Genomic DNA, 20,843 nt, shown 5'->3' with positions numbered 1-20,843 from the left:
GGCTCTTCGCACCTGTAGTGGGGTCACGACAGGTTCGGGTGGCTGAGCCCGCCGCCGATGAGCAGCATGCGTAGCCGGTAGTTGTCGCGGTTGCGGAAGCCTCGGGCGATGCGTCGATGAAGCTCGATCAGTCCGTTGATCGCTTCGGTGCCGCCGTTGCTCGCGCGCCGGGTTTCGAAGTAGGCCAGGAACGCTTCGCGCCATTGTTTCAATGTCTTGCCGAGCCGTTTGATCTCGGGGATCGGGCAGGTCGGGAACGAGGCGAGGACCTGTTCGGCGATCTTCCTGCCGTCGCTGAGCCGCTCGGTGTTGTAGGCGGTGCGGAGCTGCTGCGCGCATCGCCAGGCGACCTCTACCTCGACGTGTCGCTCATCTGCGGTGAACGCTTTGGCGAGCCGGGTCTTCTGCTTGTCGGTGAGCTTCTCCTCTCCGCAGCGCAGCACGTTGCGGATGCCGTAGAGCGGATCGCCGGACCGGCCGCGATGGCCGTGGATCTCCTGCTGGACGCGGCGGCGGACCTCATCGACGGCGTGGGTGCCGAGCTTAACGATGTGAAAGGCGTCGAGCACGGCGATGGCGTCCTCGAGCTCGTCATCGAGGGCGTTCTTGTAGCCGTGGAACGGGTCCAGGGTCGCGACCTGGACGCCGGCGCGGAAGGCGTCGTTGCGCGACCGGAGCCACTGCGCGTAGACCGCGCCGGAGCGGCCAGGGACCAGGTCGAGCAACCGAGCGCGGGTCTTTCCCTTGCGGTCACGGGAGAGATCGACCATTCCGGTGAGCTCTTTCGGTCCGCGGCCTCCGTCAGTGGCCGGCTTGGTGGACACGTGATGCCACACGTGCTCATCGACACCGAGCACGCTGACCCCGCCGAAGCGAGACTCGTCGTCGGCCATCATCTCCAACAGTGGCTTGACCGATCGCCACACCGTCCGCCACGTCGTGCCGAGTTGACGAGCCAGCCCAGCCACCGAAGCGTGTTCCCGTCGCAGCTGACGCACCGCCCACCACCGCGCCCGCGTGGACAGCAACGCCCGCGGCGCCGCGACATCCTCAGCGCGTTCGGTGAAGGTCCCGACAGCGCACGCCGGCTCCGGGCACGACCAGGTCCGCTTGCGCCAGTGCAGCCGCACCGGCCGGCCGAAGCACGGCGTATCGATCAGGACGTGCGTCCGGCGTCCATGACTGACCGCGACCACCCCGCACGCCGGGCACCCCATCGGACCCCGCGGGGACTCCACCGTCACGGTCAACCGCTGCCGGCCGCCGGCGACCGCGACGACACGGACCCCGGGCAGACCGACCAGCAGATCGCAGTTGACGCAGTAACCGTCAGCGGACGTACGGGCACAACAGACCGTATGGTCGGGCATCGTCGAGGTCCTCGCGGAGCAGGTTGCTTGGTCGCTCCTGATCCTGAGGACCTCGACCCCTCACCCCCGGCAACCACACGCCCGGCGTGTCACGCCCAGCCCCACCGCAAGTACGCAGAGCCGCATTAGGGCTCTGACCTGCACGAACGCGCCCGAAGGGTCAACCGCGGACAACCAGAAACAGCCGCCTGTGCCAGTTCAAATCCCACCTCCACCGCCAGCCGGCCGGGAGGCGCCGACGACCCGGTAGTGGTAGTCGGCGTCGCCGAGCATCGCGTCGATCGCGATCAGCCGCTTGAGGTAGTGGCCGACGGCCAGCTCGTCGGTCATGCCGATACCGCCGTGGGTCTGGACGGCGGCTTCGCCGATGCTGCGGCCGAGGGTGCCGACCTGGGCCTTGAGCACCGCGATGTCGCGGGCCGTCGCGCGCCCGGCCTCGACCAGGCCCGCCGTGTGCAGCAGGGTGGCGCGGGCCTTGGTGTAGGCGATCTTCATGTCGGCCAGCCGGTGCGCGACCACCTGGAAGCTGCCGATCGGGACGCCGAACTGGTGCCGCGTCGCGGCGTAGTCGCTGGTCTGGCGCAGCAGCGCACCCATCGCGCCTACCGCCTCGGCGGCCAGGGCGACGACCGCGTCGCGAAGGGCGCCGGTGAGCGCGGCGTACGCCTCGGTGCTCACGCACGCGTCGGCGGCCACCTCGACCGAGTCGAAGACGATGTGCCCCGCGCTGCGGCCGTCGATGGTCCGGAACGGTGTGAGGTGTACGCCGGGCGCGTCGGGCGCCACGAGCAGCACGGCCAGCCCGCCGCGCGATCCGGGGTCGCTGCCGACGCGGGCGGTGACCACGAGGATGTCGGCCTCCGGTGCGCCGAGGACTAGGCGCTTCTCGCCGTCGAGTTGGTAGCTCTGGGCAGACGCCTTGGCGCGCAGCGCCACCATCGACGGGTCCGGCGTGCCGGTGCCCTCCTCGTGGGCGAGGGCACCGAGAGCCTCGCCGGCCATGATCTTCGTCAGCCAGCGCCGGGCGGCAGGGTGGTCTGTTGCGCAGGCGAGGATGCCCCCGGCCAGCAGCACAGAGGACACGTAGGGCTCGACCAGCAGGTGCTCGCCGAACGGCTCGCCGACGGCGACCAGGTCGACGACCGACCCGCCGCCGCCGCCGCACTTTGCGGGGAACGGCAGGGCGAGCAGGCCGAGCTCGGCGAAGTGCTGCCAGACCGCTGCCGAGTAGGGTCGCCCGCTCGCGAGCAACGCCTGGCGCTCGGCGAACGTGTAGTGGCGCTGCAGGTAGCGCGCGACGCTCTCGCGCAGCATCGCCTGCTCGTCGGTGAAGGTGAAGTCCACGTCTCTCTCTCAGCGGGCCGTGACGGTGCGGGCGATGAGGTCCCGCTGCACCTCGTTGGTGCCCGCGTAGATGGAAGCCGCGCGGCTATTGAGGTAGTACGGCAGGGCGACCAGGTCGAAGTCGTCGCCGAGCAGGTCGGCACCCGAGCCGACGTGCAGCGCCTCGAGCTGCAGCGGCAGCGCCTGGAGTCCCGACACCTTCGCCATCATCGCCGTCAGGCGTTGCGTGAGCTCCGAGCTCATCGTCTTGTTGAGCGACGGGAACGCCAGGTCGGCCGCGATCGGGTGGCCACTGACCGCAAGCTTTTCCACGTGCTCCATCGACGCCACCTCGGCCTCCAGCTCGCCGAGCTCGCGCTGGAACACCGGATCGTCGGCGAGCCGGCCGCCGAAGGGCGAGGTCCGCGCCGCGGCGGCTGTGCGGATGGTGTCGACGAAGGCGTAGAGCGACGGACTGGAGGTCGAGCCGCCGCGCTCGTGGGTCAGCAGGTGCTTGGCGACCGCCCATCCTTCGTTCTCGGCACCCACCCGCCCCGACCGGGGGACGCGCACGTCCTCGAAGAACACCTCACACTGCTCCGGCAGGCCGTCGAGCCCGACGATCGGCCGGATCTCGAGCCCCGGCAGGTCGAGGTCCTCCAGCAGCAGGAACGTGATGCCCTGCTGCTTGCGGCCCTCTGTGCTGGTGCGCACCAGCATGAACATCCGGTTGGCCCGATGGGCCAACGTCGTCCAGATCTTGCTGCCGTTGAGGATGTAGTCGTCGCCGTCGGCCACGGCGCTGCAGCTCAGCGACGCCAGGTCCGACCCCGCACCGGGCTCGGAGTAGCCCTGCGTCCAGTAGTCGTCGCCGGACAGGATGCCCGGCAGGTGTCGGCGCTTCTGCTCGTCGGTGCCGAGGTCGATCAGCAGCGGGCCGATCATCTTCAGGCCGTTGGGCAGCAGCGGCGGTAGCTGGCGACGCGCGTGCTCCTCGGCGAAGACGTAGCGCTGCTCGACCGACCAGCCGGTGCCGCCGTACTCCACCGGCCAAGCCGGCGCAGCCCAGCCCCTCGCGTAGAGGATCTTGTGCCACGCCATGACCTCGTCGAAGGGCGAGAAGACGCTGGTCAGCTTGCGCCCGGCCTCCCGGATGGCCTCCGTGGGCGCGGTGTCGAGGAAGTCGGCGACCTCTCGGCGGAAGGCGTCCAGCTCGGGGCCGGTGCTCAGGTCCATGGCGCCAGGATGTCCCACCGTTCGCTGCATCCCGTCGGTGGTCACCCATCGGAGTTCGGCCTCGGCGTACGACTATCCCTACGTGACCCGTTCCTCGCGCTGGCCGCCCCGGCGGAGCCGGTCGCTCCGGACCCGGCGTTCGCCACCGCCCTGCGCGCGCGCATCGAGCGCGCCCTCAACCTGCCCCCGGGAGTCGTCGTGAGCACCCAGACCGTGCAGACCGCTGCCCCTGCCGCGACCGCCGGCATCACGCCGTACCTCGCGGTTGCCGACGCTCGACGCGCGCTGGAGTGGTACGCCGGCGCGCTCGGCGCCAGCCCTCTCGGTGAGCCGATCGTCATGCCCGACGGCCGGGTCGGCCACGCCGAGATCGCCGTTGCCGGCGCGCGGGTCATGCTCTCCGACGCGCACCCGGAGATCGGCGTCGTTGCGCCGCAGCCGGGTGCCGGCGCGACCGTCACGCTGCACGTCGACGTGCCCGACGTCGACGCGCTCGTCGCGCGGGCCGTCGGCGCGGGAGCCGTGCTCGAGCGGGAGCCGGGCGACAACCCCTACGGGCGCATCGGCGTCGTGCGGGACCCGTTCGGCCACCGGTGGATGCTCAACACCCCGCCGGCGGTGCCGCAGCCGGAGCGCACCACCCACGGTGCCGCATCGGCGCCGGGCGACGTGGTCTACGTGACGATGGAGACGCCGGACAGTGCCCGGGCGCGGGCGTTCTACGGCGCGGTGCTCGGTTGGACGTTCCACCCGGGCCGCGTCGAGGACGGTTGGGGGGTCGACTCGCCGACACCGATGACCGGCCTGTCCGGTGGCCACGAGCGACCGGCCATCGTGCTGATGTACCAGGTCGACGACATCCACGCGGCGGTCGCGCGGGTGCGCGCCGCCGGCGGCACGGCGACCGACCCCGAGGTCCAGCCCTACGGCATCAGCGCCGAGTGCACCGACGACCAGGGCACCCGCTTCTACCTCGGCCAGATCTGAGGAGAGGTCTCAGATCAGGCCGAGGGCGAGCATGGCGTCCGCAACGCGGATGAAACCCGCGACGTTGGCGCCGAGGACGTAGTTGCCGGGAGCGCCGTACTCCTCGGCGGTTTCGGCGCAGCGCTGGTGGATGCCGGACATGATCTCGGCGAGCCGCTCCTCGGTGTGTGCGAAGGACCAGGAGTCGCGGCTGGCGTTCTGCTGCATCTCCAGCGCGCTGGTCGCGACCCCGCCGGCGTTGGCCGCCTTGCCGGGGCCGAACAGCACGCCGGCTTCGAGGAAGACGTGCACCGCCTCCGACGTGGACGGCATGTTGGCCCCCTCCGCGACGGCCCGGCAGCCGCCCCGCACCAGCTGCTCGGCGTCCTTGCCGGTCAGCTCGTTCTGGGTGGCCGAGGGCAGTGCCACGTCACACGGCACGTCCCAGATGCTGCCGCCCGCCTGGAAGTGCGCGTGGCCGCGCCTCTCGGCGTAGTCACGCACCCGGCCCCGCTCGACCTCCTTGACCTCCTTCAGCAGGTCGACGTCGATGCCCTTCTCGTCGACGACGTAGCCGTCGGAGTCGGAGCAGGCGACGACCGTGCCGCCCCGTTGGTGCACCTTCTCGATCGCGTAGATCGCGACGTTGCCCGACCCGGAGACGACGACCCGCTTGCCGTCGAGGTCCTCCCCGCGGGTGCGCAGCATCTCCTCGACGAAGAACACCGTGCCGTAGCCGGTGGCCTCCTTGCGCACCTGCGCGCCGCCCCAGGCGATGCCCTTGCCGGTCAGCGTGCCGGACTCGAAGCGGTTGGTGATGCGCTTGTACTGGCCGAACAGGTAGCCGAGCTCCCGCTCGCCGACCCCGATGTCGCCCGCCGGCACGTCGGTGTACTCGCCGAGGTGCCGGTAGAGCTCGGTCATGAACGACTGGCAGAACCGCATGATCTCCCGGTCGGACCGGCCGTGCGGGTCGAAGTCGGAGCCGCCTTTGGCGCCGCCGATCGGCATGCCGGTCAGCGCGTTCTTGAAGATCTGCTCGAAGCCCAGGAACTTGATGATCCCGAGGTAGACCGACGGGTGGAACCGCAGCCCGCCCTTGTAGGGGCCGAGCGCGGAGTTGAACTCCACCCGGAAGCCGCGGTTGATGCGGATCGCGTCGGCGTCGTCGACCCACGGCACCCGGAAGATGATCTGACGCTCGGGCTCGCAGATCCGCTCGATCATCGCGGCATCCACGTACTCCGGCCGTTTCGACACCACCGGGCCGAGGCTGTCGAGCACCTCGCGCACCGCCTGGTGGAACTCCAGCTCGCCCTGGTTGCGCCGCAGCACCTCCTGGTAGATCGGCTCGAGCTTCTCGTCCAGGACCGCCATGCGGATGCTCCTCACGTCGTACGCCGCAAGGCCAGGCTAGGTCCTGCAGCGATGATGTGCCGATGGACGAGGCGCCGCTTTCGCTGCCCGAGGACACCGTCGGCCTGCTCGAGGGGATCGCGACCACGCGCGCCATCCGCCGGTTCCGAGCGGAGCCGGTGCCCGACGAGGCGCTGTCGCTCATGCTGTTTGCGGCGACCCGCGCACCGAGCGGCTCGAACCGCCAACCGTTCCGCTTCCTGGTGCTGCGCGACGGCGAACGAGCAGCGCAGGCGAAGTCGTTGATCGGCACCGCCGCGCGCGCGGTCTGGGCGGCGAAGGCCAAGGCCGAGCATTACGACGAGGGCAGCGCACGCGTCCCCGACAGCCCGAAGGCGCGGCTGGCCGCGACGATGACCCGCTTTGTCGAGGAGTTCGAGTCGGTGCCGGTCCTCGTGCTGCCCTGCCTCGTGCGTTACCGCCCGCCCACGTCTACCGAGGGCGCGTCGGTCTACCCGGCCTGCCAGAACCTGCTGCTCGCGGCCCGCGCGCTCGGCTACGGCGGGGTGCTGACCGGCTGGCACCAGCCGGTCGAGCCGCAGCTGCGCGCGCTGCTCGACGTCCCCGACGACGTGCTGCTCGCCGGTGCGATCGCCCTCGGACGGCCGGAGGGGCGGCACGGGCCGGTGCGTCGGCGGCCGGTCGCCGAGCTGGTGTACGACGACGGGTGGGGCTGCTCGGCACCGTGGGCGCACGATCCGCCAGGGACCCGGTTCGCGGCCGCCGGACCGCCGAGGTCGCGCGTTTCCGGCAACCGGAGCAACGGCGCGTAGCACGTCGGAAGGGCGGCGCGTAGTCCCTTCTAGTACTACGGTGCGTAGTCGCCTTGACGGACTGTCCCCACCATCACTACACACAGTGACGACCACTTGGACGAGGGGGCTTAGATCCGGACGGCGCCGTGGCAACACGGCATTCGGTCGCCAGACCGTCCGGGGAGCTAGTGGCGAGACCGACCCGTCCCCGACGGGGGTGCCCACACCCCGAAGGGCAGGGCCCTCATGTCAGGACGCCTCGCCATCCCGTTCCCGGGGTGGCTCCATCGTGCACCGACCTGGGTGCGCAAGACTGCGGTAGGAGCGGGACTCGTCGGCGCGTTGGCCTTCGGTGCCGTCGGACCCAGCCAGGCCTTCGCCGACCCCGGCGGCGCCCCGAACGCCAACGCCGGTGCGAACGCCCAAGGCAGTGCCGGCTCCGCCGTCGGTGCCACCAACAGCAACGCCTCCGGCAACAGCGCCAATGCGCCGGGCCAGGTGAAGCAGAACCCCGGACCGACGGTGAGCAGCCAGGGCGGGATCCTCCTCACGTCGTTGACGACGACGTCGAGCACCGATAACACGAAGAACTACCCGAACCCGGGCGCGACCAAGGACAACCCGATCCCGCCGACCTACACCGGCGGCACCAAGACGGGCTCGACGGGTGACGTGAAGAGCGGCAGCGCCAACTCCCACGACACCGGCCAGTTCGGCGACGTCCACAATCCGCAGCCGCTGTCGACGGCGGACAAGAACTCCGGCGGGGCCAACGGCCAGTGCACGGGGACGAACAACGGTCCGTACTGCTCGACCCGCGACGGCACGCCCAGCCTGAACGGCAACGGCAACGGCAACGCCTACGGGAAGCCGTGTGCCGGATGCGTCGGCAGAGCCGACAACAAGAACCCGCAGGGCCAGAAGCCCGGCGGCAACGACCACAACGCCGGCTACGAGTGCGACAGCAACAAGGGCATCGGCAAGACCAATCCGGCGCACACCGGCTGCACTACGCCCACGTCTACCGCCTGCCCGCCGGGGACCGACCACGCGGGTCAGAACGTGACGCCGTGCGACAACCCGCCGAACGTCTGCCCGGCGGGGACGGACCACGCGGGTCAGAACGTGACGCCGTGCGACGACATCACGGTCATCCCCGGGTGTGTCGTCACCGCGGAAAATCCCTGCACCACGCCTCCACCGGGGTGCGAGCCGACGGTGGCGAACAACTTCTGCAGTGACGTCCTCGGTGAGGTCAACCAGAAGCCGACCGTGGTCGACGGCGTCTCACTTCCGACGACCAACGAGCCGGGAGTGCAAGTGCTCGGCGAGAAGGTGACCCGCGGCAGCACACTGCCGTTCACCGGCACCGACGCGATCGGCCTCGCGACAACCTCGGCGCTGTTCCTGCTCGGCGGGTCCGTGCTGCTGTGGCTGGGCCGGCGGCGGCGTACGCAGTAACGGCGAACAGCCCACGAAGCTCGAGAGGCCGGCCATCTGAAAGACGGTGGCCGGCCTCTCGACTGTCGCGGACCCGGATATCGCCGACCGCCCCGGGTAGTTTCCAGCGGTATGGCGAAGCCCGAACAGCACAACGTGCACCTGTCTGGACCGGTGGGGGCGCCCTGCATGCTGTTCGCGCACGGCTACGGGTGCGACCAGAACATGTGGCGGTTCATCGTGCCGAGGTTCGAGGATCGCTACCGCATCGTGCTCTTCGACCACATCGGCGCCGGAGGATCCGACCTCAGCGCTTATGACCCGCAGCGGTACTCCAGCCTCGACGGCTACGCCGCAGACATCATCGAGCTGTGCGAGGCGCTCGACCTGCACGACGTCATCTTCGTCGGTCACTCGGTGTCGGCCGTCATCGGTGTTCTCGCAGCCGAGACCGCGCCTGCGCTGTTCAGCTCGTTGGTCTTGGTGACCCCGTCACCCCGCTACATCGACGACGACGGATACGTGGGCGGCTTCAGCCGCGACGACATCGACGAGCTGCTGGCGTCGCTGGACAGCAACTATCTCGGCTGGTCCTCGGCGATCGCTCCGGTGATCATGGGTCGGCCGGACCGGCTGGATCTCGCGCAGGAGCTGGAGGACAGCTTCTGCCGCACCGACCCCGACATCGCCCGCCGTTTCGCGCACGTCACGTTCCTCTCCGACAACCGGGCGGATCTGGGCCGCGTCGACACCCCGGCGCTGGTCCTGCAGTGCACCGACGACGCGATCGCGCCGGTCTCGGTCGGCGAGTACGTCCGTGACCACATGCCGAACGCCACGATGGTCATGCTGGACGCGACCGGACACTGCCCGCACCTGTCGGCCCCGCAAGAGTGCGCGGACGCCATCGAACGGTTCCTGGACGCGGCGACGGTCCCAGGATGACGACCGGCGACGGCGACGTCGTCGAGAGCTTCTTCGAGGCTCTCCTCGACGACGACGCCCAGGCGCTCTACGAGCGGGCGCCGTGCGGCTACCTGTCGACGACTCCCGACGGGACGATCATCAAGGCGAACCAGACCTTCCTGACGCTCACCGGCTATCCGCGCGAGGCCGTCGTCGGCCGCAAGCGGTTCGCTGAGATGTTGACGGCCGGCGGCCGGCTCTACCACGAGACCCACTTCGCCCCCATGCTGCGCATGCAAGGCAGCGCGCGAGAGATCGCTCTCGAGCTGCTCTGCGCGGACGGTAGTCGGCTGCCCGTGTTGATCAACTCGGTGCTCGAGAGCGACAGCGCGGGCAATCCCGTCGTCATCCGGACCGCGGTCTTCGACGCCTCACATCGTCGGCGCTACGAACAGGAGCTGCTCCGCGAAAAGGAGCGCGCCGAGGCCTCCGAGGCGCGCGCCACGACCTTGGCGCGCACGCTGCAGCAGACGCTCATCCCGCCGAACGTGCCGCGCATCGAGGGCTTGGAACTGGCGGCGGAGTACCGGCCCGCGGGTGACGGCAGCGAGGTGGGTGGCGACTTCTACGACATCTTCCAAGCGGCCGACGACGAGTGGGTAGTCGCCATCGGTGACGTCTGCGGAAAGGGCGTCGACGCTGCGGTGGTCACTGCCTTGGCGAGGCACACGCTGCGGGCTGCCGTCGCGCAGGACCCTTCCCCCGCGTGGGCGCTGTCGTTGCTCAACGACGCGCTCCACCGGGCGGAGACCGACCGGTTCTGCACGGCGGGCATCCTGCGCTTCCGTCGCACCAACGGCGATTGGCGCGTGTCGTCTTGCTCCGCGGGGCATCCGTTGCCGTTGCACGTGACGCGGGGCGGCGCGGTGCAGGCCGTCGGCCGCGGCGGCACCGTGCTCGGCGTGATGGACGAGCTGGAGCTGCCGGAGACCGTGATCGATCTGGCCCGCGGCGATGCGCTGGTCGTCTACACCGATGGCGTCACCGAGGCGCGTACGCCGTCGGGGGAGTTCTTCGGTGAGGCGCGGCTGCTCGCCCGGGTCGGTTCCGCCCACCGGGCCGGCGCGAACATCTCCTCGTCGTTGCTCGAGGACGTCCTTCATTTCCAGGCGGGCGTCGCCCGAGACGACATCGCCATAGTCGCGGTTCGCGTCCCCTGACCAGGGGGCCGGCTGGGCACCCCTGGCCGGGCCGGAGTGGCGGAGGATGCGAGATTCGAACTCGCGAGGGGTTGCCCCCAACACGCTTTCCAAGCGTGCGCCCTAGGCCAACTAGGCGAATCCTCCGCCGACCACGATACCGGCCGGCGCTGGGACTCAGCGGCGTTCGCGGCGGGCCAGGTCGGTGACGTAGGCGCCGTACGACGACTTGCCCATCGCGGCGCCGAGCCGCTCGAGCCGGTCGAGGTCGATGTAGCCCATGCGATAGGCGACTTCTTCGACGCAGGCGATCTGCACGCCCTGCCGGTGCTGCAGCACCTGCACGTACTGCGCCGCCTCGAGCAGGCTGTCCTGCGTGCCGGTGTCGAGCCAGGCCATGCCGCGGCCGAGGTTGACCAGCCGCGCGGCGCCCATCTCCAGGTAGCGGTTGTTCAGGTCGGTGATCTCGATCTCGCCACGGGCCGAGGGGGCGAGCGCGGCGGCGAGGTCGAGCACCCGGTTGTCGTAGAAGTAGAGGCCGACGACGGCGAGGTTCGACTTCGGCTGGGCCGGCTTCTCCTCGATCGAGAGCAGCCGGCCGGTCTCGTCGGCGAGTGCGACGCCGTAGCGCTCGGGATCGTGCACCGGGTAGCCGAACAGCGTGCACCCTTCGAGCTCGCGCACCGACTGCTGCAGGAGCTCGGCCAGCCCGTGCCCGTGGAAGATGTTGTCGCCGAGCACCAGGCAGACGCTGTCGTCGCCGACGAAGTCCCGCCCGACGATGAACGCGTCGGCCAGCCCGCGCGGCTCCTCCTGCACGGCGTAGGACAGGGAGATGCCGAGGTCGTCGCCCGGCCCGAGCAGCCGCTCGAAGTTGGGCAGGTCGACCGGAGTCGAGATCACCAGCACCTCGCGGATGCCGGCCAGCATCAGCACCGAGAGCGGGTAGTAGACCATCGGCTTGTCGAAGACCGGCAGCAGCTGTTTGGACACCGCACGCGTCACCGGGTGCAGCCGGGTACCGCTCCCACCGGCCAGGATGATCCCTTTCACTGGCGGGACGATAGCGACCGCGGCCCGGTTAGAGTGGATCCGGCCCCCCGCGCGGCGCTCATCCCGTGAACCTCCCCAGGGCCGGAAGGCAGCAAGGATAAGCGGGCTCTGGCGGGTGCGCGGGGGGTCCTTTGTCGTAGGAGTCGGTTCATGGCGTTGGCGCTCTACCGCAAGTACCGGCCGGCGACGTTCGCCGAGGTGATCGGCCAGGAGCACGTCACCGAGCCGCTGCAGCAGGCGCTGCGCCACGACCGGGTGCACCACGCCTACCTGTTCAGCGGCCCGCGCGGTTGCGGCAAGACGTCGAGCGCGCGCATCCTCGCCCGGTCTCTCAACTGCGAGAAGGGCCCCACCCCGGAGCCCTGTGGCGAGTGCGACTCGTGCGTCGCGCTCGCGCCCAACGGGCCGGGCAGCCTCGACGTCATCGAGATCGACGCCGCCAGCCACGGCGGTGTCGAGGATGCGCGCGAGCTGCGCGAGCGGGCGTTCTTCGCCCCGGTGAGCAGCCGCTACAAGGTCTACATCGTCGACGAGGCCCACATGGTCAGCGGCCCGGCGTGGAACGCCCTGCTGAAGATCGTCGAGGAACCGCCGTCGCACCTGCTGTTCGTCTTCGCGACCACCGAGCCGGAGAAGGTCATCGGCACGATCAGGTCGCGCACCTTTCACTACCCGTTCCGGCTGGTGCCGCCCGGCGTGCTGCGCGAGCACCTCGCCGCGGTCTGCGAGCGGGAGGGGGTCCAGCTCGACCCGCTCGTGCTCCCGCTCGTCGTGCGCGCGGGCGCCGGCTCGGTGCGTGACGCGATGTCCGTGCTCGACCAGCTGATCGCCGGTGCCGGTCCGGAGGGAGTGGTGTACGACGCCGCCGTCTCGCTGCTCGGCTACACCGACCAGGCGCTCCTGGACGAGGTCGTCGAAGCGTTCGCGGCCGGTGACGGCGCGGCGGTCTTCCGTATCGTCGACCGTGTGGTCGAGTCGGGCCACGACCCGCGTCGGTTCGCTGCCGACGTGCTCGAGCGCCTGCGCGACCTGCTGGTGCTCGACGCCGTGCCGGACGCGGGCGACACCGGACTCCTGGGGGCACCGCCCGACCAGCTGGAGCGGATGCGGCGCCAGGCGGGCGCGTTCGGCCGGGCCGGGCTCACCCGCGCCGCCGACCTGTTCAGCGCCGGCCTCACCGACATGAAGGGCACCACGACGCCGCGCCTGGCGCTGGAGCTCATGTGCGCGCGGGTGCTGCTGCCGGGTGCCGCCGGCGACACCGAGTCGTTGCTCGCCCGGCTGGAGCGGCTGGAGCGCCGGGCCGCGATCGGCGCACCGGCCACCGCGCCCCCCGCGGAGGCCATGGCAACCCCGAGACCCGTGGCCGAGCCGCCGTCGCGGCCGGTCGAGGCCCAGCGCCCGCCGCAGCCGCCGACGGTCACGTCGCCTGCCCCCGCGCCCGCGGCTGCGTCGCCCGCCGCCCCGCCGCCTGCCGCAGCCGATGCGGGCGGAGGGATCGACGCGGCCGGCGTACGCCGGGTCTGGCCCGACGTCCTCGAGCGCGTCAAGGGCCGCAAGCGCGCCACCCAGGCGATGCTGCTCGACGCCCAGGTCGTCGCGGCCGATGCGGGCGGAGTGACGTTGGAGTTCCAGCACCCGGCGATCAAGCGGCAGTTCGACACCGGCATCAACGCCGACGTGCTCGGCGACGCGCTGCGCGACGTGCTCGGGCTCGAGGGCAAGGTCGTGACGATCGTGCGCGGCGGCGACGGGGAGCCGGCCGCCTTGCAGGACCGGCCGGAGGAGGAGCCCGACGACGCGGGCACCCCCGACGGCGACAGCGGCTCCGCCGACCCGATGGCCCTGCTCGAGCAGCGGCTCGGCGCGACCGTCATCGATGAGATCGACAGCGCCTGACCGACGTACGCTGAGCCGGACGTCGACGACAGGGGACCCTGATGGGCCAGCCGGACATGCAGGCGCTGCTCGCGCAGGCGCAGCAGATGCAGCAGCAGCTCGTGCAGGCGCAGCAACAGCTGGCCGACGCGCAGGTCGAGGGGCATGCGGGCGGCGGCCTGGTGCGGGCCACCGTGACCGGCACCGGCGAGGTCGTGTCGCTGGTCATCGACCCGAAGGTCGTCGACCCCGACGACGTCGAGACCTTGCAGGACCTCGTGGTGGCGGCGATCCGCGACGCCGGCCGCCAGGCCACCGAGCTCGCCGAGAAGGCGATGGGCCCGCTCGCCGGCGGCATGGGCGGGCTCGGCCTGCCGGGGGTGTGACCGGGTCCATGTACGAAGGACCGGTCCAGGACCTCATCGACGAGCTCGGCCGGCTCCCCGGGGTCGGCCCGAAGAGCGCGCAGCGCATCGCGTTCCACCTGCTGGCCGCCGACCGCACCGACGTGCAGCGGCTCGTCGCCGCCCTCGTCGAGGTCAAGGACAAGGTGCACTTCTGCCGGATCTGCGGCAACGTCGCCGAGTCCGACGAGTGCCGCATCTGCCGTGATCCGCGCCGCGACCCCTCCGTCATCTGCGTGGTCGAGGAGCCCAAGGACGTCGTCGCGATCGAGCGCACCCGCGAGTTCCGCGGCCGCTACCACGTGCTCGGCGGCGCGATCAGCCCCATCGACGGGGTCGGGCCCGACGACCTGCGCATCCGCGAGCTGCTGGCCCGGCTGGCCGACGGCACGGTCACCGAGGTGATCATCGCCACCGACCCCAACCTCGAGGGCGAGGCGACCGCGACGTTCCTCGCCCGGGGCGTGCTCGCGCCGCTGGGCCTGCGGGTCACGAGGCTGGCGAGCGGGCTGCCGGTCGGCGGCGACCTGGAGTACGCCGACGAGGTCACGCTCGGTCGCGCCTTCGAGGGCCGCCGGCTGCTCGACGTCTGATCGCGGCGCCGCAGGTCAGTAGGTGAGCCGGTCTCAGCCGGTCGGGGCGCTCGGCAGCGGTGTAGGGCTGACCGGTGGTTGCAGCTTGGCGACCGCCGGGGCTGGCCCGAGCGTCGTCAGGTCGAGCGACCCGCCCTCGTAGTGGACCTTGGTCACGACGCCGGCCTGGGTCAGGCAGTAGGTGCCCGACGTGACCTGCTGGGCCGCCGCGCTGGCCGAGGCACTCGCCGCGGGCCCGGCCGTCCCGCTCGCCGACGGGGCGGGGGACGGGGTCGTGGTGCTGCCGGCGGTGACCACGAAGCACGTGCCGGCCGGCACGCCGTCGCCCGATGGGGTCCCGCCGGATCGGCGTACGCCGTAGCCGGAGGCGTGCGCCGCGAGGTCGGTGAGGTAGCCGGTGAACACGCGCTGCAGCCCGGGGTCGAACTCCGGCGGCAGGGGCGCGCCGGCGGCCGCGACCTTGAAGCAGACCTTGCTCGCCGCGGCCAGCCGGCAGGAGAAGCGGCCGTGGCTGTTCTCGACGAGCACCGCGGTGTTGGCGCCCGAGGTCACGTCGAGCCGCAGGGAGGTGCCGAGGCGGTAGACCGTCACCGTGCCGGGCGTCGTACCGGTCGACGGCTGCAGCCGGTAGGTGGCCGTGTAGTCGGCGGTCGTGCCCCGCTGGGCGAGGGCGGCGAGCTGCGCGGAGGCGTCCGGCGTGGGCGAGTGGCCGGCGGTCGTGCCCCCCGACGAGCCCCCGCACCCGGCGAGCAGGAGCGCACCCGCTGCCGCCGTGATGACCGCTACGCGCATTTATCGGTCCCTTCCCCGGCCCGGCCGCAGCGTAGACTGGTCGGCGAATCCGGCCCTCGGGGAGTTGTTGTTCCGTGTCCCTCGTCGTACAGAAGTACGGCGGCTCCTCCGTCGCCGATGCCGAGAAGATCAAGCGGGTCGCCGAGCGCATCGCCGCCGCGAAACGGGCCGGCAACGACGTGGTCGTGGTCGTCTCGGCGATGGGTGACACCACCGACGAGCTGCTCGACCTGGCCCAGCAGGTCTCGCCGCTGCCGCCTCCTCGCGAGCTCGACATGCTGCTCACCTCCGGCGAGCGGATATCGATGGCCCTGCTCGCGATGGCGATCGCCAACCTGGGCTTCGAGGCGCGGTCGTTCACCGGCTCCCAGGCAGGCGTGATCACTGACTCGGTGCACGGCAAGGCCAGGATCATCGACGTCACACCGGGCCGGATCAGCCAGGCGATCGAGGCCGGCTACATCGCGATCGTCGCCGGCTTCCAGGGCGTCAGCCAGGACACGAAGGACATCACCACGCTCGGCCGCGGCGGCTCCGACACCACGGCGGTCGCGCTGGCCGCGGCCCTCGACGCCGAGGTCTGCGAGATCTACACCGACGTCGACGGCGTCTACACGGCCGACCCGCGGATCGTGCCGCGCGCACGGCGACTCGACCGGATCTCCTACGAGGAGATGCTCGAGATGGCCGCGTGCGGGGCGAAGGTGCTGATGCTGCGGTGCGTGGAGTACGCCCGCCGGCACCAGATGCCGATCCACGTTCGGTCATCGTTTACCAACCGCGAGGGCACGCTGGTCACGGCAGTGCCCGAGGAGGAACAGGTGGAGCAGGCGATCATCTCCGGAGTCGCCCACGACGTCAGCGAGGCCAAGGTCACGGTCGTCGGGGTGCCCGACAAGCCGGGCGAGGCCGCCACGATCTTCCGGGCGCTGGCCCTCTCCGAGATCAACATCGACATGATCGTCCAGAACGTGTCCTCGACGGTGACCGGCCGCACCGACATCTCGTTCACGCTGCCGAAGTCCGACGGGCAGACCGCACTGGCGACCCTCGAGCGCATCAAGCCCGAGGTCGGCTTCGAGTCGACGCTCTACGACGACCACGTCGGCAAGGTCACGCTCGTGGGCGCCGGCATGAAGTCGCATCCCGGCGTCTCGGCGGCGTTCTTCGGTGCGCTCGCCGACGCCGGCGTCAACGTCGAGATCATCTCCACCTCGGAGATCCGTATCTCCGTGGTCTGCCGCGACACCGACGTGCCGTCGGCCGTCAACGCACTGCACGACGCGTTCCGGCTCGGCGGCGACGAGGTCGCCACCGTCTACGCGGGGAGCGGCCGGTGAGCCGCAAGCCGACTCTTGCCGTCGTCGGGGCGACCGGTGCCGTGGGCAGCGTGATGCTCGACCTGCTGACGACCCGTGACGACGTGTGGGGCGAGATCCGCCTCGTCGCGTCGGCGCGGTCGGCCGGCCGGGTGCTGCACGTCCGTGGCGAGGACGTCATCGTGCAGGCGCTCGCTCCCGAGGTGTTCGACGGTGTCGATGTCGCGATGTTCGACGTGCCCGACGAGGTCTCGGCCCAGTGGTGCCCGGTGGCGGCCGAGCGCGGCGCGGTCGCGGTCGACAACTCCGGCGCGTTCCGGATGGATCCCGACGTGCCGCTCGTGGTGCCCGAGGTCAACGCCGCTGCTGCGCGCAACCGGCCACGGGGCATCATCGCGAACCCCAACTGCACGACGCTCTCGATGATCGTCGCGGTGGGCGCCCTGCACCGGGAGTACGGCCTGACCGAGCTCGTGGTCGCGTCCTACCAGGCGGCCTCCGGTGCGGGCCAGGCCGGCGTCGACACGCTCTACGACCAGATCGAGAAGGTCGCGGGCGCGCGCGACCTGGGCACCCGGCCCGGCGACGTACGCCGCGTGGTCGGTGACGACCTCGGCCCGTTCCCCGCGCCGCTGGCCCTCAACGTCATCCCCTGGGCGGGCTCGCTCAAGGACGACGGCTGGACCTCGGAGGAGCTCAAGGTCCGCAACGAGTCGCGCAAGATCCTGGGGCTGCCCGACCTGCGGGTCTCGGCGACCTGCGTGCGGGTGCCGGTGGTGACGACGCACGCGCTCGCGGTGCACGCGACGTTCGCGAGCGAGGTGACCGCGTCGCACGCCCAGGCGGTGCTGCGCGATGCGGCGAGCGTCGTGCTCTGCGACGACCCGGCGGAGGGGGAGTTCCCCACGCCGGTCGACGTGGTCGGCACCGACCCGACCTGGGTGGGCCGGGTGCGCAAGTCGCTCGACGACCCCTTCTCGCTCGACCTGTTCCTGTGCGGCGACAACCTGCGCAAGGGCGCGGCGCTCAACACCGCACAGATCGCCGAGCTGCTGGCGGCCGAGCTCACCTCCTGACCGGCGCCTCGAGGGCATCGCCGTCTGACGACGTTCTAGCGTCGCGGGTCGGTGGTGATCACGGGGAGTCGGCGGCCGGCATGTGCCGGCGGATGAAGTCGAGAGCGGCCGCCTGCTGGCGGATCTGCTCCTCGACGACCAGCGACCCGTGGCCCGCGTCGTAGCGGTAGACCTCGTGCGCCGCGCCGCGCCGCTCCAACGCGGCCAGGTAGTTGTCGATCTGCCGGATCGGGCAGCGCGGGTCGTTGGCCCCGGCCACGACGAGCACCGGCGCGCGGACGTCGCCGACGTAGGTGATCGGGCTCGCGGCCCGGTAGCGGTCCGGCACCTCCTCCGGTGACCCGCCGAACAGCGAGCGGTCGAAGGCACGCAGCGGCTCCATCTCGTCCTCGTAGGCCGCGACGTAGTCGGCCACCGGCACCTCGGCGACCCCCGCCGCCCACGCGTCGGGCTGGGTCCCGAGGCCGAGCAGGGTGAGGTAGCCGCCCCAGGACGCCCCGACAAGGGCCACGGCGTCGTCGCGCAGCACCCCGGCCGCGACGAGATGCTCGCGCACCGCGCGGATGTCCTCGAGCTCGGTGAGCCCGGGTGAGGCTTCGATCGCGTCGCGCCAGGCCGAGCCGTAGCCCGTCGAGCCTCGGTAGTTGACCTGCACCACCGCGTAGCCGTCATCCACGTGCGACGCGACGTCGGGGCGCCAGGTGTCGGCGTCGTTGTCCGTCGGGCCGCCGTGGACGACGAAGACCCCGGCGTACGGCGCGGAGCCGGGCGGCCTGGACAGCAGCGCGTGCACCGTGCCGTAGGGCCGCTCGACGAAGACGTCCTCCACGTCGACCGACGGAGGCGGTAGCGGGCCCGGCGGGGCGAGCACCTCGCGGCCGGCGAGGTCCAGGATCTGCGGACGCTGCGCGGCCGAGGACCAGGCGAACCACACCGAGCCGTCGGGCCGCGGAGTGGCCCCGGCGACCAGCCCGCGCGGGGTCGCGAGCGGTTCGACCGTGCCGGTTGCGACGTCGTAGCGGTGCAGGTCGGCCCGGCCCTGGTGCTCCCGGTGGACGAGGACCGCCGAGCCGTCGGCGTACCACTCACCGGCCAGCTCGCCCGGCAGGTCGATCGCGAGCTCGGTGACCTCGCCGGTGAGCGGGTCCCAGACGAGCAGCTCCTCGCGGCCCCGCCGTTCGTGGCCCACGAGCAGCCTCGAGTCGCCTCTGCGCGTGGGAAACCCGGCCGCCGACAGGCCCTTGCCCGGCCCGTCCCACAGGTCCGCGACCGGCGAGCCGTCCAGCCGCAGCACCCGCAGGGCCATGTGCCGGGAGTCGCCGTGCTCGCTGTGCGCGATGACGGCGAGCGACTCGTCGTCGGACAGCGCCGCCACGTGGGCGTCGTGCGCGCTGCCGTAGAGCACCCGCGGCTCGCCGCCATCCTTCGGGACGACGTGGATCGTGGTGCCCTCGTCGGTGCTGCGGCCGACCAGGGCGAGGCTGCGGCCGAGGACGAGCCCGGCGGGGTAGGCCGGGTCGAGCGCGGCCGCCGGCCGGTCGGGTCCGCCGTCGAACGGCTGCTGCATCCAGATGCCGAACTCGTCGCCGTCGCGGTCGGCGAACCACCACACGTCCTCGCCGTCCGGGGTGATCGCCATCCCTCGGGTGCCGTTGGGCCGGCTGGTCACCCGGCGGGGGGCGGCGCCCGTGTCGGCGTCCCAGGCGTAGATCTCCCACACCCCGCCGGCGCTGCCGTTGACGACGCAGCGCCCGGGGCGGTGCGCGGCCCAGGCCGGCAGCCGCCAGCGGGGCGCGCGGAAACGCGCCTCCCAAGTCTCAGCCATCTCTCGCAGCGTAGGGTCCGCCGCATGCGTATCGGCATCGGTGTAGGCGGGCGGACGGTCGACGACGCGGTGCGCCAGGTGGGCCGCGCGGCAGACGACGGCTTCGCCCACGCGTGGTTCTCCAACATCTTCGGTCTCGACGCGCTGACCGCCTGCGCGATTGCCGGCCGCGAGACCTCCGGCCGCATCGAGGTCGGCACCGCCGTCGTGCCGGCCCAGCCGCGCCACCCGTTCGCGATGGCGCAGCAGGCCGCGAGCGTCCACGAGGCCTGCGGCGGCCGGCTGGCTCTGGGCATCGGGCTGTCGCACCAGGTCGTGATCGCCGACATGCTCGGCCTGCCGTGGGAGCGGCCCGCGTCGTTCATGGAGGAGTACCTCTCGGTCCTCGTGCCGCTGCTCCGCGAGGGTGCGGTGTCGTTCTCCGGCGACTTCTTCCGGGTGCACGCGCAGCTGGAGCGGGCCTACGAGACTCCGCCGTCGGTCATCGTCGCGGCGCTCGGCCCGCGGATGCTGTCGATCACCGGCCGGCTCGCCGACGGCACCGCCACGTGGATGACCGGTCCGGAGACGATCGAGCGCCACGTCGTACCCACGATCAGCACCGCCGCGGCCGAGGCGGGGCGGCCCGCTCCCCGGGTCGTCATGGCGCTCCCCGTGTGCGTGACCGCCGATGCCGGCGCCGCGCGCGAGCAGGCGGCCAAGGTGTTCAAGGTCTACGGGCAGCTGCCGTCCTACCGGGCGATGCTCGACCGCGAAGGTGCCGCCGGACCCGAGGACGTTGCGATCATCGGAGACGAGGACGCGGTCGCCGCACGCATCCGGGGCTTCGCCGACATCGGCGTGACCGACTTCGACGCGGCGCTGTTCGGCGAGCGCGACGACATGGCGCGCACCCGCGAGGTGCTGCGCTCGCTGGTCTGAGCGATCGTCATGGCCGACCGCACCGGCGACACCGTCGAGCTGCTGCAGCAGCTGATCCGCAACGCCTGCGTCAACGACGGCAGCGCCGAGTCCGGCCACGAGGACCGCAGTGCCGGTGTGCTCACGTCGTACCTCGAAGGCGTTGTCGGCCTGCAGTCGTTCGAGCCGACGCCGGGACGCCGGTCGCTGGTCGCGCGCATCGAGGGCTCGGACCCGTCGGCGCCCTCGCTGTGCCTGATGGGCCACACCGACGTCGTGCCGGTCAACGAGGAGGGGTGGTCCCGCGACCCGTTCGGCGGCGAGCTCGTCGACGGTGAGGTGTGGGGCCGCGGCGCGGTGGACATGCTCAACCTCACCTCGTCGATGGCCGT

At 71.6% G+C, this 20,843-nt stretch carries 19 protein-coding genes, 1 tRNA gene and 1 other RNA gene; 13 read left to right on the top strand and 8 right to left on the bottom strand.

Annotation, left to right across the window (positions count from 1 at the left end; translation table 11 throughout):
* Window positions 1-23: 23 nt before the first annotated feature.
* From VFJ21_04010 to VFJ21_04000, 3 genes are all read right to left on the bottom strand, one after another.
* Window positions 24-1,370 carry an ISL3 family transposase gene (locus tag VFJ21_04010; GenBank protein HET7406285.1) on the bottom strand — a complete coding sequence of 449 codons (1,347 nt, stop codon included), beginning with the start codon at window positions 1,368-1,370 and terminating at the stop codon, window positions 24-26.
* Between the two features lie 198 nt (window positions 1,371-1,568).
* Window positions 1,569-2,714 (bottom strand): acyl-CoA dehydrogenase family protein, encoded by a 1,146-nt coding sequence (locus VFJ21_04005; GenBank protein HET7406284.1) that lies wholly within the window; start codon window positions 2,712-2,714, stop codon window positions 1,569-1,571.
* A 9-nt stretch (window positions 2,715-2,723) separates the two neighbouring features.
* The gene (locus tag VFJ21_04000) at window positions 2,724-3,929 is read right to left on the bottom strand and encodes an acyl-CoA dehydrogenase family protein (GenBank protein HET7406283.1); all 1,206 of its coding nucleotides are present in this window, start codon (window positions 3,927-3,929) and stop codon (window positions 2,724-2,726) included.
* A 9-nt stretch (window positions 3,930-3,938) separates the two neighbouring features.
* On the opposite strand from VFJ21_04000, the gene VFJ21_03995 reads away from it, so the two are divergent.
* A complete protein-coding gene (locus VFJ21_03995; GenBank protein HET7406282.1) occupies window positions 3,939-4,916 on the top strand; it encodes a VOC family protein in 978 nt (325 codons plus the stop codon).
* 9 nt (window positions 4,917-4,925) lie between these two features.
* Here VFJ21_03995 and gdhA read toward each other — a convergent pair whose 3' ends face one another.
* The gene (gene gdhA / locus VFJ21_03990) at window positions 4,926-6,272 is read right to left on the bottom strand and encodes an NADP-specific glutamate dehydrogenase (GenBank protein ID HET7406281.1); all 1,347 of its coding nucleotides are present in this window, start codon (window positions 6,270-6,272) and stop codon (window positions 4,926-4,928) included.
* 62 nt (window positions 6,273-6,334) lie between these two features.
* On the opposite strand from gdhA, the gene VFJ21_03985 reads away from it, so the two are divergent.
* From VFJ21_03985 to VFJ21_03970, 4 genes are all read left to right on the top strand, one after another.
* Complete coding sequence (locus VFJ21_03985; protein HET7406280.1) at window positions 6,335-7,084, top strand: nitroreductase family protein; 750 nt, start codon at window positions 6,335-6,337, stop codon at window positions 7,082-7,084.
* A gap of 228 nt (window positions 7,085-7,312) precedes the next feature.
* Window positions 7,313-8,527, top strand: coding sequence for a hypothetical protein (locus tag VFJ21_03980; GenBank protein ID HET7406279.1), 1,215 nt, complete (start codon window positions 7,313-7,315; stop codon window positions 8,525-8,527).
* A gap of 111 nt (window positions 8,528-8,638) precedes the next feature.
* Window positions 8,639-9,451, top strand: coding sequence for an alpha/beta hydrolase (locus VFJ21_03975; GenBank protein HET7406278.1), 813 nt, complete (start codon window positions 8,639-8,641; stop codon window positions 9,449-9,451).
* Window positions 9,448-10,632 (top strand): SpoIIE family protein phosphatase, encoded by a 1,185-nt coding sequence (locus tag VFJ21_03970; protein HET7406277.1) that lies wholly within the window; start codon window positions 9,448-9,450, stop codon window positions 10,630-10,632. The genes VFJ21_03975 and VFJ21_03970 overlap by 4 nt, the downstream gene beginning before the upstream one ends.
* Before the next feature lie 37 nt (window positions 10,633-10,669).
* Here VFJ21_03970 and VFJ21_03965 read toward each other — a convergent pair.
* Together VFJ21_03965 and rfbA are read right to left on the bottom strand one after the other, a co-directional pair.
* Window positions 10,670-10,758: transfer RNA gene (locus VFJ21_03965), tRNA-Ser, on the bottom strand.
* 30 nt (window positions 10,759-10,788) lie between these two features.
* Entirely contained in the window at window positions 10,789-11,664 is an 876-nt protein-coding gene (gene rfbA / locus VFJ21_03960) for a glucose-1-phosphate thymidylyltransferase RfbA (GenBank protein HET7406276.1), read from the bottom strand.
* A 38-nt stretch (window positions 11,665-11,702) separates the two neighbouring features.
* Between rfbA and ffs the strand changes: the two genes are divergently transcribed.
* The 4 genes from ffs (at window position 11,703) to recR (ending at window position 14,539) form a co-directional block, all read left to right on the top strand.
* Window positions 11,703-11,799: signal recognition particle sRNA small type (gene ffs / locus VFJ21_03955), an RNA gene on the top strand.
* Window positions 11,800-11,820: 21 nt separating this feature from the next.
* On the top strand, window positions 11,821-13,563 hold the full coding sequence (locus VFJ21_03950) for a DNA polymerase III subunit gamma and tau (protein HET7406275.1): 1,743 nt from the start codon (window positions 11,821-11,823) through the stop codon (window positions 13,561-13,563).
* Between the two features lie 41 nt (window positions 13,564-13,604).
* On the top strand, window positions 13,605-13,928 hold the full coding sequence (locus VFJ21_03945; protein ID HET7406274.1) for a YbaB/EbfC family nucleoid-associated protein: 324 nt from the start codon (window positions 13,605-13,607) through the stop codon (window positions 13,926-13,928).
* A gap of 8 nt (window positions 13,929-13,936) precedes the next feature.
* A complete protein-coding gene (gene recR / locus VFJ21_03940) occupies window positions 13,937-14,539 on the top strand; it encodes a recombination mediator RecR (protein ID HET7406273.1) in 603 nt (200 codons plus the stop codon).
* Between the two features lie 33 nt (window positions 14,540-14,572).
* On the opposite strand, the gene VFJ21_03935 is transcribed toward recR, so the two are convergent.
* The gene (locus VFJ21_03935; GenBank protein HET7406272.1) at window positions 14,573-15,331 is read right to left on the bottom strand and encodes a hypothetical protein; all 759 of its coding nucleotides are present in this window, start codon (window positions 15,329-15,331) and stop codon (window positions 14,573-14,575) included.
* Between the two features lie 74 nt (window positions 15,332-15,405).
* On the opposite strand from VFJ21_03935, the gene VFJ21_03930 reads away from it, so the two are divergent.
* A complete protein-coding gene (locus VFJ21_03930; protein ID HET7406271.1) occupies window positions 15,406-16,671 on the top strand; it encodes an aspartate kinase in 1,266 nt (421 codons plus the stop codon).
* Entirely contained in the window at window positions 16,668-17,726 is a 1,059-nt protein-coding gene (locus VFJ21_03925; GenBank protein ID HET7406270.1) for an aspartate-semialdehyde dehydrogenase, read from the top strand. Before VFJ21_03930 ends, VFJ21_03925 begins: the two co-directional genes overlap by 4 nt.
* Before the next feature lie 58 nt (window positions 17,727-17,784).
* On the opposite strand, the gene VFJ21_03920 is transcribed toward VFJ21_03925, so the two are convergent.
* Window positions 17,785-19,551, bottom strand: a complete 1,767-nt coding sequence (locus VFJ21_03920; protein HET7406269.1) for a prolyl oligopeptidase family serine peptidase — start codon at window positions 19,549-19,551, stop codon at window positions 17,785-17,787.
* A 24-nt stretch (window positions 19,552-19,575) separates the two neighbouring features.
* On the opposite strand from VFJ21_03920, the gene VFJ21_03915 reads away from it, so the two are divergent.
* Entirely contained in the window at window positions 19,576-20,472 is an 897-nt protein-coding gene (locus VFJ21_03915) for a TIGR03564 family F420-dependent LLM class oxidoreductase (GenBank protein HET7406268.1), read from the top strand.
* Window positions 20,473-20,481: 9 nt separating this feature from the next.
* On the top strand, window positions 20,482-20,843 hold a 362-nt coding region (locus VFJ21_03910), incomplete at its 3' end, for a M20/M25/M40 family metallo-hydrolase (protein HET7406267.1).

It is taken from the genome of Mycobacteriales bacterium (genome assembly GCA_035690485.1).
Lineage (GTDB): Bacteria > Actinomycetota > Actinomycetes > JAFAQI01 > DASSKL01 > DASSKL01.
Note: the sequence above shows the minus strand (reverse complement) of the source record. Positions and strands in the feature narration are given on the sequence as shown.